This window comes from Mycobacterium sp. NGS56 (assembly GCF_059812425.1).
On record NZ_JCALCQ010000005.1, the window covers coordinates 1 to 11,759 of the forward strand.

Genomic DNA, 11,759 nt, shown 5'->3' on the forward strand with positions numbered 1-11,759 from the left:
AGCGCGGCGAAGCCGGGCGCAGCGGGTCGCCGCCATCGGGCTAGGGCCGTACAGTCTCATCCGTGAGCCGCGTCGCACCGCTCGCTCCGCCGTGGAGCGAAGAAGATGCCGCTGGCATCAACAGCTGGGGCCACCCCGACCGCACTTACGAGCCGCTGCTCTTGGTGCGTTGCCTGCAGCGCCATCCGGTGCTGGCCTCCCGTCTGCGTAAGCTCGGCGAATCCCTCTATGTCGCAGCGCTTTTGCCGGGACGGACGCGGACCATCGCCATCCTTCGCATCTGCGCGCTACTGGGCTGTCAGTACGAGTGGGGCGGACAGGCGGCGTTCTGGGGCCCGATCGCGGGCGTCAGCGACGGCGAGTGCGACGCGTTGGTCAGCGGCGGCCCCGACGACCCGCGGTGGAGCCCGGCCGAGCGGACGCTGATCGAGGCGGTGGACGAACTCGAGCGCACCGGCACGTGGTCGGAGGCGACGTGGAGCGCGCTGGGCCGCGAGCTGGACGACGAGCAGCGCATCGAATTGCTCACCGCCGTGGGCTGGTATCGCACGATTTGCACGCTGTGCAACGCGCTCGCGCTGCCGGTGGAGGGCTGGATGCGGCCCTGGCCCGGCTCAGCGCGCTGAGCGGTCCCTGCGCAGTCCCGGGTGCTGGTTGTTCAATAGCGGCAACAGCACCCGACGCGGCATGAACCGAAACAGCTTGGTGCTGATCTGGCTTGGCAGGCCCGGGATCACGGTTCCGCGATCGCCGTCTAGCGCGTCGATGCCGGTGCGCGCCACGTCGCGGGCGGGCATCCACAGGAACTTCGGGAATGCGTCGGCGAAGGTGCGCTCGTCCATGCCGGCGCTCTTCAGGAATTCGGTGCGCACCGGGCCCGGGTTCAGCAGCGCGACGGTGATTCCGGTGCCGGCGAGTTCGGCGCGCAGCCCCTCGGTGTAGGTGATCACGAATGCCTTGGTGGCGGCGTACCCGACCTGCCCCGGGAAGGGATGGTATCCCGCGGTGGATCCGACGTTGAGGATCGCGCCTTTCTTGCGGGGCACCATCTGCTGGACCGCGCGGGTGGTCAAATCGATGACGGCTTCGACGTTGACCCGCACCTGTGCGATCTCGTCGCCGACGGAGGTGGTCGCCACCGATCCGATGGTGCCGATGCCGGCGTTGTTGACCAGGATGTCGGCGGTCAGGCCGCGACGGTCGACCTCCTCGAAAAGGCCGGCGCGGGCGGCGGAATCGCCGACGTCGCAGGCGATCACCTCGACGCGGACGCGGCCGGCGAGCTCGTCGGCCAGCTCCCGCAGCCGGTCTTCGCGGCGGGCGACGAGCGTGACGCCATGGCCGCGGCCGGCCAGCTCGCGCGCGAGGTCGGCGCCGATGCCCGACGACGCGCCGGTCACGACGGCGGTGCTGGTGGGTGAGGGAGTCGGAAGGGACACGGCCTAACACTAGGTCGCCGCGTGTTCAGAGCCCTCACCGCCGCCGAACGTGAAGCTGGCCGCACGCTCGGCGTCGAATGTGCGGCTAGCTTCACACTCGCCCGGGCACGAGCACACGAAAAGGCCCGGCCCCTTGTGAGGGCCGGGCCTTTTCGTACTCGAGTCGTGGACTTAGAAGTCCATGCCGCCCATGCCACCGGTCGGGTCGCCCGCGGGTGCGGCCGCCTTCTCCGGCTTGTCGGCGACGACGGCCTCGGTGGTGAGGAACAGCCCCGCGATGGACGCCGCGTTCTGCAGCGCCGAACGGGTCACCTTCACCGGGTCGGCGACGCCGGCCTTGAGCAGGTCCTCGTACTCACCGGTGGCGGCGTTCAGGCCGGTGCCGGCGGGCGAGTTGCGGACCTTCTCGGCCACGACGCCGGGCTCCAGACCACCGTTGAAGGCGATCTGCTTCAGCGGAGCCTCGAGCGCCACACGGACGATGTTGGCGCCGGTCGCCTCGTCACCGGTGAGCTTCAGCTCGTCCAGCGACGGGGTCGCGTGCAGCAGGGCCACGCCACCACCGGCGACGATGCCCTCCTCGACGGCGGCCTTGGCGTTGCGGACCGCGTCCTCGATGCGGTGCTTGCGCTCCTTGAGCTCGACCTCGGTGGCGGCCCCGGCCTTGATCACCGCAACACCGCCGGCCAACTTGGCCAGGCGCTCCTGCAGCTTCTCGCGGTCGTAGTCGGAGTCGCTGTTCTCGATCTCGCTGCGGATCTGGGCCACCCGCCCGGCGATCGCGTCGGAGTCACCGGCGCCCTCGACGATGGTGGTCTCGTCCTTGGTGACGACGACCTTGCGGGCCTTACCCAGCAGGGCGACGTCGGCGCTCTCCAGGGACAGGCCGACCTCTTCGCTGATGACCTGACCACCAGTGAGGATGGCCATGTCCTGCAGCATCGCCTTGCGGCGGTCACCGAAGCCGGGGGCCTTGACGGCGACCGACTTGAAGGTGCCGCGGATCTTGTTGACGACCAGGGTGCTCAACGCCTCGCCCTCGACATCCTCGGCGATGATCAGCAGCGGCTTACCGGCCTGGATGACCTTCTCCAGCAAGGGCAGCAGGTCCTTGACGGTCGAAACCTTGGAGCTGACCAGCAGGATGAAGGGGTCCTCCAGGACCGCTTCCTGACGCTCGGCGTCGGTCACGAAGTAGCCCGAGATGTAACCCTTGTCGAACCGCATACCCTCGGTGAGCTCGAGCTGCAGACCGAAGGTGTTGGACTCCTCGACGGTGATGACGCCCTCGTTGCCGACCTTGTCCATCGCCTCGGCGATCAGATCGCCGATCGACTGGTCGCCCGCGGAGATGGCCGCGGTCGCAGCGATCTGGTCCTTCGTCTCGACCTCTTTGGCCGACTTGAGCAAGGTCTCGGTGACCTTGTCGACGGCCTTCTCGATGCCGCGCTTCAGACCCAGCGGGTTGGCACCGGCCGCGACGTTGCGCAGGCCCTCACGGACCAGCGCCTGGGCCAGAACCGTGGCCGTCGTCGTGCCGTCACCGGCAACGTCGTCGGTCTTCTTGGCGACTTCCTTGACCAGCTCGGCGCCGATCTTCTCGTAGGGGTCCTCCAGCTCGATCTCCTTGGCGATGGACACACCATCGTTGGTGATCGTGGGGGCACCCCACTTCTTCTCCAGGACGACGTTGCGGCCCTTGGGACCCAACGTCACCTTTACCGCGTCGGCGAGGGCGTTGAGCCCCCGCTCGAGGCCGCGCCGGGCCTCTTCGTCGTACGCAATTGTCTTGGCCATTGCGAAGTGATTCCTCCGGATTGGGGATGACACGTTCTGGCCGGGTGCAGTGCCCGCGACGGACGGCTAGGTGTCTCCCGCTTGTCGCGGCCCTGGCCTCACCGTCCCGACCTAGCACTCGCTGGTCGCGAGTGCCAACGTCATTCTTAGCACTCGCCTATGTCGAGTGCAAGAAGCGGCCGGCCTTATCGCGCAGCGCGTAGACCGTCGACGACGACGTCGGTCACCCGCTCGGCCAAGTCCGAGTTGTAGGCCTCCATCGCCTGGCAGCCGACCATGATCGCCTTCACTTCGCGCACCCCGATGTCCTGGCGCGCGGAGCCCGCACTCTGGGCGGCCCGCAGCAGCTCGTCGAGCATGGCCAGGAACGCGTCCTCGGCGTCGGGCGCCGCGGTGGCGATGTCGATGCCGAATCCGGCCAGCGCGTCGACCAGACCTCGGTCCGCGGCGCCCCAGTGCAGCACCATCGACCGCAGGCAGGCGAACAGCGCTTCGCCCGGCCCGACGGATTCCAGCAGGGCACGGCCGTCGTCGACCAGTCGCTGCATCCGATCCTGGATCACCGCCTGGAACAGCGCCTCCTTCGTCGGAAAGTGCCGATAGACGGTGCCGGCCCCCACGCCCGCTCGCCGCGCTACCTCGTCGATGGGCACCGAGAGTCCCTCGGCTGCAAACGTTTCGTAGGCGACATCCAGCACGCGTGCCCGGTTGCGCGCCGCGTCGGCGCGCAACGGCCGTGCGGGTTGCGCCATCTGTTCACTCCTCAGCGGTTGACAAAGCGGGGCGTGCGTTCCATATAGTGGCACTCAACCGGAGCGATAGCCCCGTTTACTCTACTAGTTCAAGGAATCTCTCATGGCCAAGTGGACCACCGCTGACATTCCCGACCAGACCGGACGGGTCGCCGTCATCACCGGAGCCAACACGGGCCTGGGCTACGAGACGGCCCTGGCGCTGGCCGATCACGGCGCGCACGTCGTGCTGGCGGTGCGCAATCTGGACAAGGGCAAGGACGCGGCGGCCAAGATCACCGCACAGAGCCCGCACGCCGACGTCGCGCTACAGGAACTCGACCTGACGTCGCTGGCGTCGGTCCGGGCGGCCGCCGAGCAGCTGCGGTCCGCGCACGACCGCATCGACCTGCTGATCAACAACGCGGGGGTGATGTACACGCCGAAGTCGACCACCAAGGACGGCTTCGAGCTGCAGTTCGGCACCAACCACCTGGGACACTTCGCCTTCACCGGCCTCCTGCTGGACCGGCTGCTGCCGGTCGCCGGCTCGCGGATCGTGACGGTCAGCAGCGTCGGCCATCGCATCCTCGCCGACATCCACTTTGACGACCTGCAGTGGGAGCGCCGCTACAACAGGGTCGCCGCCTACGGGCAGGCCAAGCTCGCCAACCTGCTGTTCACCTATGAACTGCAACGACGGCTTGCCCCGCATGGCACGACGATCGCCGCGGCCGCGCACCCCGGCATGTCCGACACCGAGCTGATGCGCAACATGCCCGCCCCGCTGGTCGTCGCCTTCGAGCGGATCGCACCCCTCGTCGCCCAGAACCCGGCCATGGGCGCCCTGCCGACCCTGCGCGCCGCCACCGATCCGGCGGTGCAAGGGGGGCAGTACTACGGGCCCGACGGCCTCGGCCAGACGCGCGGCTACCCCAAGGTCGTGGCGTCTAGCGCCAAGTCGCACGACGTCGAGCGGCAGCGCCGGCTGTGGACGGTCTCCGAGGAACTCACCGGGGTGACCTACCCCATCGATTAGCCCGAGGGACGACCCGCCGCGCCCGGCAGTGCGCCGCGCTCGCGATCGGCACTAGGGCAGATCGAGCAGCTGCTCGTAGAAGCCGCCGAAGCCGCGCGGGCGATCGACGAGGTGGATCTCGAGGATCCAGTGGCAGATGCGGCCGCGCGGATCGGTGCGGCGCATCGGCTTGTTCGATCCGGGCATGATGATCCACTCGACGCCTGGGCCGGCGATCTTCTTGTGCGGGAACTCGCCGATCAGGTGGCCCGCGATGCGGCTGCCCCACTCGAACCCCTCGGCGTCGGCCACCGCGACGACATAGTCGAACAGCTCGGCGCCGGTGATGTCGGGATGGCCGGCGAAGTGGTCGCGGCCGGCCTCCCAGACCCGTGGCAGCGCATCACGAAGGGCCGTCTTGTACGGGTCGTCGCCGAGCACGAACGTCCGCCCGAAATCGGCCTCCCACTCCTCGAAGATCGGACCGAGATCGAGGAACACGATGTCGTCGTCGACGATCACGCGATCCGGCGGGCGTTCCTGGAACGGCTGCAGCGTGTTCTGCCCGGCCCGCACGATCCGCCGGTGCCAGTGCCGGGTCACGCCGAACATCTCGCCGGCGAGGTCATGGATCCGGTCGGAGAGTTCCTTCTCGGCCAGCCCGGGGCGAATCATGGCCCGCCGCTCGATTTCGTCGAACAATTGCGCGGCTTTGCGTTCGGCATCGAGCAGCCGTTGCACGCGAACATCTTCGGCACTCGATCGCTCCACACCGGCGATGCTATGCGCACACTGGAACCATGTCTCTCGTCGTGCCGCCCTACCCGCCAGCCCGATACACCAAGGACGAGCCGGAGATCAGTGCCTGGTTCAAGCGTGCCGATCAGCCACCGGACTACGAGACGTCCGGGGTCAGGTACCACTACCTGGCCAACCAGCAAGACACCGCCGGCGACTACGGCCTCTACCGCGTCGACATCGCACCGGCCGGCGGCGGGCCCCCGGCGCACTTCCACCGCGCCATGTCCGAGGCGTTCTTCGTCTTGTCCGGAACGATGAAGCTCTATGACGGCACGCAGTGGGCGGACGGCCGTCAAGGCGACTTTCTCTACGTCCCGCCCGGCGGGGTGCACGGTTTTCGCAACGAGGCGGACGAACCGGCATCGATTCTGATGTTGTTCGCACCCGGCGCACCCCGCGAGGCTTACTTCGAGGGATTCGCGGCACTGGCCGACATGACCGACGACGAGCGCCGGGAATGGTTCATCCGCCACGACAATTACTGGGTGCAGTAAGCCTCAGGTAAACGCGAGATTGCTTCTGCCGGGGCGTTTCTGGGCGCGACGCCGCCGCGGTTGAAGCCAAGAGCGTGCGGCTACGGACGTAGCAGGTAGTCCTCGACGACCATGCGGCGAGTGCGCTCGAAGAATGTCTTGCCGCTATAGGGCAATTGGGTGACGACCTTCCCGCTGGGATGTCGAAAGTAGTTGGTACAGGCCAGCCAGACCTTGCCCGCCATCGCGGCCTGGATCTCCTCGTTGTAGTGGCGCTGCGCCTCGGCCGTCACCTCGACGGTGCGCGCCCCGCGGCCGCCCATCACGTCGAGGATGTGGCAAATGAAGGTCGTCTGCGCCTCGTGGATGTAGATGATCGAGTTGACGCCGTTGGTGTTGGGGCCATACAGCACAAAGAAATTCGGATACCCGGCGACCAGCGTGCCCAGGTAGGCTTCCGCGCCGTCGCTCCAGTCATCGCGCAGGTGGCGACCGCCGGAACCGTACACGTCGATGCTGGCCAGATAGTCGGCGGCGGTGAACCCGGTGCCGTAGATGATGGTGTCGACGTGGTGTTCGACGCCGTCAACGGTACGCACCCCACGTTCGGTCAGTTCCGCGATCGGGGTCGTTTCCAGGCTGACGTTGGGCAGTGCGAACGTGGGGTACCACTCGCGCGACATCAGCGGCCGCTTGCACCCGGCGGGATAGTGCGGTGTCAGCTTCGCCCGCAACTCGGGATCGGCCACCTTGCGGGCCAGGTAACCGCGGGCAAGCTCGGTCGCCTCGAGGATCTGTGGGTGATCGACGTCGAAGCTGGACGACTCGTAGGCAGCGAAGGCCTCGTCGCGCAGCTTCTGTGCGGCGGCCGGCTCACGCTCGAACAGCTCGTGCTGCTCTGGGGTGAACGGGAAGTCGAATCGCGGCGCGATCCATATCGGGGTCCGCTGAAACACGGTCAGATGGGCGGTCTTTCGAGCTATCGCCGGTACGTATTGGATCGCGCTGGCACCGGTGCCGATGGAAGCGACGCGTTCTCCGTCGGTCGACTTGCTGTGGTCCCAGCGCGAGGAATGAAATCGGCGTCCGCGAAACCGCTTCGCCCCCATAATGTCCGGGACATATGGCACATCGAGCATGCCGACCGCGCTGACCACCACGTCGAAGTCGTACTGTCGGCCGTCAGCACTGGTGAGCGTCCAGCGGCGCTGCGAGTCCGACCAGCGCGCGGTGGTGATCGCGGTGTTGGCCCGCAGGTGCCCGGCCAGTTCGTGCTCGGTCGCCACCCTTTCGAGATACGCAAGGATCTCGGGCTGGTTGGCATAGGTCTTGCTCCACCGAGGGTTGGGCGCAAAGGAATACGAGTACAAATGCGACGGGACATCGCAGGCCGCACCCGGAAAAGTGTTGTGGCGCCAGGTTCCGCCGAATCCGTCTGCTCGGTCGAAGATCGTGAATTCGTAGCCCGCGTCGGCGAGTTGGATCCCCATCGCGATGCCGCCGGCGCCGGCCCCGATGATCCCGACCGAGGGCTTCGGGTCCACTATGCCCATTGCGCGAAATACGGCCGCTCGGGCCGGCTCTTCTCCACCAGGATGAACACCACACCCCAGGGATCGACGAACCAGGTGGTACGTACCCGTGCCACATCGGCGATTCCGCTGACCACAAAGCGCACGCCCTTGGACTCCAGTTCCGCCCGGGTGGCGTCGATGTCCGCACAGATCAGCCCGACGTGCGAGAGCCCGGGGTCGGTCAGCGCCCGGCCGTCACCGGCAGGCCCGCTTTTGGCTCCGAGGTATTCGATCACCTCGAGCACCCGGTCACCGCCGTCGTCGAACCCGAGGATGGCAGCTTTCATGCTGGGATCGGACACCAACTCACCCATGTCGTCGCGAATGGCGTTGCCGGACATGACATATGGGGGCGAGAGCACACGCAGGCCCAGCACATCGCGGTAGAACGCCACCGCAGCCTCGCAGTCCGGAACGCAAACCCCGGTGTGAGCCAATCCGGTAATCACGTTCTCACCTTACGTCCGCCCGGCAGGGCCACCCGCCCATCCGGCAGCAGCAGTTCCGATGAGTATCTTTTGGGCCATGCCTTCCAACGACGCAGAGACCCGCTCATGGTCGGAGGCTGATGTCCCGGATCAGACTGGCCGGGTCGTCGTCGTCACCGGCGCCAACACCGGCATCGGTTACGAGGCGGCGGCCGTGCTGGCCTACCGCGGCGCCCACGTCGTGCTCGCGGTGCGCGACCTGGAGAAGGGCAACGCGGCGCTGTCGCGCATCGTCGCCGCCAGTCCGCGCGCGGATGTCACGTTGCAGCAGCTGGACCTCACCTCCCTGGACGCGATCCGCTCGGCCGCCGACACGCTGCGCGCGGCCTACCCGCGCATCGATTTGCTGATCAACAACGCCGGGGTGATGTGGACGCCCAAGCAGGTCACCAAAGACGGCTTCGAATTGCAGTTCGGCACCAACCATCTGGGCCACTTCGCGCTGACCGGGCTGCTGCTGGAAAACCTGCTGGTGGTGCGGGATTCGCGGGTGGTGACGGTCAGCAGCCTCGGGCATCGGCTGAGGGCGGCGATCCAGTTCGATGACCTGCATGCCGAACGCGGCTACGACCGGATCGCCGCCTACGGGCAATCCAAGCTGGCCAACCTGCTGTTCACCTACGAGCTGCAGCGCCGGTTGGCCGCCACGCCCGACGCAAAGACCGTTGCCGTCGCAGCCCACCCCGGCGGCTCCAATACCGAGCTGGCCCGCAACCTGCCGGGCGTCTTGCGGTCGGTGAAGGCCCTGGTGGCCCCGGTGCTGTTTCAAAGCCCGGCGATGGGCGCGCTGCCCACGCTGCGGGCTGCCACCGATCCGGCCGTCCAGGGCGGGCAGTATTACGGCCCGGCCGGCTTCCTCGAGCAGCGCGGCCGCCCTAAGCTCGTCAACTCCAGCGCCCAGTCCCACGACGAGGAGTTGCAGCGTCGGCTCTGGGCCGTCTCCGAAGAACTCACCGGTGTCAGCTTCCCCGTCTGACGCGCGGATAATGGCTTCGATGCGCTCAGTCGCCGAACATCAGCGGGTCGTCACCGAGTTGATTCGTGCGCGCCCACAGGTCGGGGTCCCGCTGACCGACGCCCAGGGCCTGGTTCTGGCCGACGACGTGGTGGCGCAGCTGGCCTTGCCCGTCTTCGACAACTCCGCGATGGATGGCTACGCGGTGCGCGCCGAAGACACGGCGAGCGCCACGCCCGAAAGCCCGGTGGAGTTGCGTGTCGCCGAGGACATTCCGGCCGGACGCACCGACGAACTGACGCTGCGGCCCGGGACGGCGCACCGGATCATGACGGGCGCACCGCTGCCGGCCGGAGCCACGGCCGTCGTGCCGGTGGAGGACACCGACGGCGGCATGGACGTGGTGTCGATCCGCGCGCCCCGCACGGCCGGTAAGCACATCCGCCGTGCGGGTGAGGACGTCTCCCCCGGCACCACGGTCTTGCGCCGGGGTCAGGTCGTGACGCCGGCCGTGCTCGGCTTGGCGGCGGCGCTGGGCATCGCCGAGTTGCCGGTGATTCCGCGCCAGCGGGTGCTGGTGATCTCGACCGGATCGGAGCTGGTGACGCCGGGCACGCCGCTGCTGCCGGGGCAGATCTACGAGTCCAACTCGATCATGCTGGCCGGCGCGGTTCGGGATGCGGGGGCCGATCTGGTCGCCGTCGCGACCGCGGAAGACGACGTGGCCCAATTCAGTTCGATCATCGACCGATACGCGCGCCCGGACAACCAAGTGGACCTGATCATCACCAGCGGCGGGGTCAGCGCCGGCGCCTACGAGGTGGTCAAGGACGCGTTCGGGCGCGAGGGCGACCAGGGCGTGGAGTTCGTCAAGGTCGCCATGCAGCCGGGCATGCCGCAGGGCGTGGGGCGGGTGGCCGGCGCGACGATCGTCACGCTGCCGGGCAACCCGGTCAGCGCGCTGGTGTCCTTCGAGGTATTCATCCGGCCCGCGCTGCGAAGGGCCATGGGCCTGCCGCACCCGGAACGCCCGCACCGCAAGGCCGTCCTCGCCGAGTCGCTCACGTCACCTCGCGGCAAGCGCCAATTCCGGCGTGCGGTGCTCGACGATGACGCCGGCACGGTCGTCAGTTACGGACCGCCGGCGTCGCACCACCTGCGCTGGCTGGCGTCGGCGAACGGACTGCTGGACATCCCCGAGGACGTCGTCGAGGTGCCCGAGGGAACCCAACTGCAGGTCTGGGATCTGCGTTAGCGGGCTCGCTAGGCCGCGGGCGTGGCCACGTCACGATGGAACTCGTCGGCCTTGTCGAAAGCCGGTGTGCAACGGATGGCGACGGCGACGACCGACATCATCACCGGAATGGTGACCAGCGCCGCCGACAGCCCCACCCAACCCGACAGGTGGCCGATCAACGGCGGTCCGAGCAGGTAGCCCAGCCAACCAGCCGCGGCCACGACGGCGATCGCCGATCCGGCGCCGCTCGCGCCGTAGGCCGCGCTGAAGGCCGTGGGCACCAGCAGCGCCACGCCGACGCCCAGCGCGGCGAAGCCGAACACGCCCACCCAGGCGTCGGCGGCGGCCAGCGTCACACTCATGCCCAAAACGGACACCAGCGCCAGCGCCGGCAAGAGCCGGCGGCTGGACACCCGCGCGTGCAGTCGGGGCGCGCCGAACCGGGTGATGACCATCGCGCACGTGTAGGCGGCGTAGCTCGACGCGGCGACGCTGGGGCCGGCACCCACGACATTGCGCAGGTAGTTGGCCGACCAGTCGGTGGCGGCGCCTTCGCACAGAAACGACGCGAACGACACCGCGGCGAGGATCGCCACCGCCGGGGTCATCCAGGCGCGCTTACCCTGCGGCGGGGTCGATGACGCGGCGGCCGCGTCGACCGCGTCGGGGATCAGGCGACGGGTCAGCGGTTCCACCACGACCAGGACGCCCAGCCCCAGACCAGTCAGCTGGGCGGTGAGGCTGACGCCCACGCTGACGCAGGCCGCGCCGATCACGGCGCCCGCCAACGCCCCGACGCTCCACATGCCGTGAAACCGAGCCATGATCGGAGCCTCGGCGAGGCGCTCGACCGTGCCGGCCTGCGTGTTCATCGCGACGTCCAGGGCTCCCTGACACAGCCCCCACAGCGCCAGCGCACCGAACAGCGCGGCCGCGGATCCGGCCAGGCCCACCGTCGTTCCGGCCGCGGCATAGCCCGCGACCGTGACCGGGATCAGGCGGTGGCTGCCCCACCGGGGCAGTGCCCAGTGGCTGAGCAGCGTGGCCACCACCGATCCCAGCGGCGCGCCCAACAGGGCCGTCCCGAGCGCCGCGTCGGAAAGGCCGAGCTCGGCCTTGACGTGGGGAATGTGAGCGGCCCAGGAGGAGAACACCAGACCGTGCGCGATGAATACGGCGGTGACCGTGACTTTCGCCCAGAGCAACTGTGGGGCTCGCCGATCCGCGCTGTGCGATTCCATGTCGA

General features: G+C 68.3%; 12 protein-coding genes. 5 read left to right on the top strand and 7 right to left on the bottom strand.

The features are described from left to right. Positions 1-62: 62 nt before the first annotated feature. Positions 63-626 carry a carboxymuconolactone decarboxylase family protein gene (locus tag AC5Y4F_RS14705; protein WP_067933977.1) on the top strand — a complete coding sequence of 188 codons (564 nt, stop codon included), beginning with the start codon at positions 63-65 and terminating at the stop codon, positions 624-626. On the opposite strand, the gene AC5Y4F_RS14710 is transcribed toward AC5Y4F_RS14705, so the two are convergent. From AC5Y4F_RS14710 to AC5Y4F_RS14720, 3 genes are all read right to left on the bottom strand, one after another. Further along, positions 615-1,439 (bottom strand): SDR family NAD(P)-dependent oxidoreductase, encoded by an 825-nt coding sequence (locus AC5Y4F_RS14710; RefSeq protein WP_499997462.1) that lies wholly within the window; start codon positions 1,437-1,439, stop codon positions 615-617. The genes AC5Y4F_RS14705 and AC5Y4F_RS14710 overlap by 12 nt on opposite strands. Positions 1,440-1,610: 171 nt before the next feature. Then, entirely contained in the window at positions 1,611-3,236 is a 1,626-nt protein-coding gene (gene groL / locus AC5Y4F_RS14715) for a chaperonin GroEL (RefSeq protein ID WP_064950651.1), read from the bottom strand. Between the two features lie 185 nt (positions 3,237-3,421). Further along, positions 3,422-3,988, bottom strand: a complete 567-nt coding sequence (locus AC5Y4F_RS14720; protein WP_067933973.1) for a TetR/AcrR family transcriptional regulator — start codon at positions 3,986-3,988, stop codon at positions 3,422-3,424. A gap of 103 nt (positions 3,989-4,091) precedes the next feature. On the opposite strand from AC5Y4F_RS14720, the gene AC5Y4F_RS14725 reads away from it, so the two are divergent. Next, a complete protein-coding gene (locus tag AC5Y4F_RS14725; RefSeq protein WP_067933971.1) occupies positions 4,092-5,006 on the top strand; it encodes an SDR family NAD(P)-dependent oxidoreductase in 915 nt (304 codons plus the stop codon). A gap of 51 nt (positions 5,007-5,057) precedes the next feature. On the opposite strand, the gene AC5Y4F_RS14730 is transcribed toward AC5Y4F_RS14725, so the two are convergent. After that, positions 5,058-5,756 (bottom strand): M24 family metallopeptidase, encoded by a 699-nt coding sequence (locus AC5Y4F_RS14730; protein WP_067933970.1) that lies wholly within the window; start codon positions 5,754-5,756, stop codon positions 5,058-5,060. 29 nt (positions 5,757-5,785) lie between these two features. Between AC5Y4F_RS14730 and AC5Y4F_RS14735 the strand changes: the two genes are divergently transcribed. After that, the gene (locus AC5Y4F_RS14735; RefSeq protein ID WP_067933968.1) at positions 5,786-6,280 is read left to right on the top strand and encodes a cupin domain-containing protein; all 495 of its coding nucleotides are present in this window, start codon (positions 5,786-5,788) and stop codon (positions 6,278-6,280) included. An 80-nt stretch (positions 6,281-6,360) separates the two neighbouring features. Here the strand turns inward: AC5Y4F_RS14735 and AC5Y4F_RS14740 are convergent, their stop codons facing one another. After that, on the bottom strand, positions 6,361-7,803 hold the full coding sequence (locus tag AC5Y4F_RS14740) for a flavin-containing monooxygenase (RefSeq protein WP_369829697.1): 1,443 nt from the start codon (positions 7,801-7,803) through the stop codon (positions 6,361-6,363). After that, the gene (locus tag AC5Y4F_RS14745) at positions 7,803-8,282 is read right to left on the bottom strand and encodes a VOC family protein (RefSeq protein WP_499997463.1); all 480 of its coding nucleotides are present in this window, start codon (positions 8,280-8,282) and stop codon (positions 7,803-7,805) included. Before AC5Y4F_RS14745 ends, AC5Y4F_RS14740 begins: the two co-directional genes overlap by 1 nt. Positions 8,283-8,358: 76 nt before the next feature. Here AC5Y4F_RS14745 and AC5Y4F_RS14750 point away from each other — a divergent pair, with 76 nt between their 5' ends. Next, positions 8,359-9,297: an SDR family NAD(P)-dependent oxidoreductase gene (locus tag AC5Y4F_RS14750; protein WP_067933962.1), complete on the top strand. Its 939-nt coding sequence runs from the start codon at positions 8,359-8,361 to the stop codon at positions 9,295-9,297. 19 nt (positions 9,298-9,316) lie between these two features. Next, positions 9,317-10,531 carry a molybdopterin molybdotransferase MoeA gene (gene moeA, locus AC5Y4F_RS14755; protein WP_499997464.1) on the top strand — a complete coding sequence of 405 codons (1,215 nt, stop codon included), beginning with the start codon at positions 9,317-9,319 and terminating at the stop codon, positions 10,529-10,531. Between the two features lie 8 nt (positions 10,532-10,539). Here moeA and AC5Y4F_RS14760 read toward each other — a convergent pair whose 3' ends face one another. Beyond that, entirely contained in the window at positions 10,540-11,754 is a 1,215-nt protein-coding gene (locus tag AC5Y4F_RS14760; protein ID WP_499997465.1) for an MFS transporter, read from the bottom strand. Between the last annotated feature and the right edge of the window lie 5 nt (positions 11,755-11,759).

Bases quoted from the DNA above. Each gene is read 5' to 3' on its own strand.
- AC5Y4F_RS14760 (WP_499997465.1), bottom strand. From the start codon at position 11,754: ATGGAATCGCACAGCGCGGATCGGCGAGCCCCACAGTTGCTCTGGGCG.
- AC5Y4F_RS14735 (WP_067933968.1), top strand. From the start codon at position 5,786: ATGTCTCTCGTCGTGCCGCCCTACCCGCCAGCCCGATACACCAAGGAC.
- moeA (WP_499997464.1), top strand. From the start codon at position 9,317: ATGCGCTCAGTCGCCGAACATCAGCGGGTCGTCACCGAGTTGATTCGT.
- AC5Y4F_RS14720 (WP_067933973.1), bottom strand. From the start codon at position 3,988: ATGGCGCAACCCGCACGGCCGTTGCGCGCCGACGCGGCGCGCAACCGG.
- groL (WP_064950651.1), bottom strand. From the start codon at position 3,236: ATGGCCAAGACAATTGCGTACGACGAAGAGGCCCGGCGCGGCCTCGAG.
- AC5Y4F_RS14725 (WP_067933971.1), top strand. From the start codon at position 4,092: ATGGCCAAGTGGACCACCGCTGACATTCCCGACCAGACCGGACGGGTC.
- AC5Y4F_RS14750 (WP_067933962.1), top strand. From the start codon at position 8,359: ATGCCTTCCAACGACGCAGAGACCCGCTCATGGTCGGAGGCTGATGTC.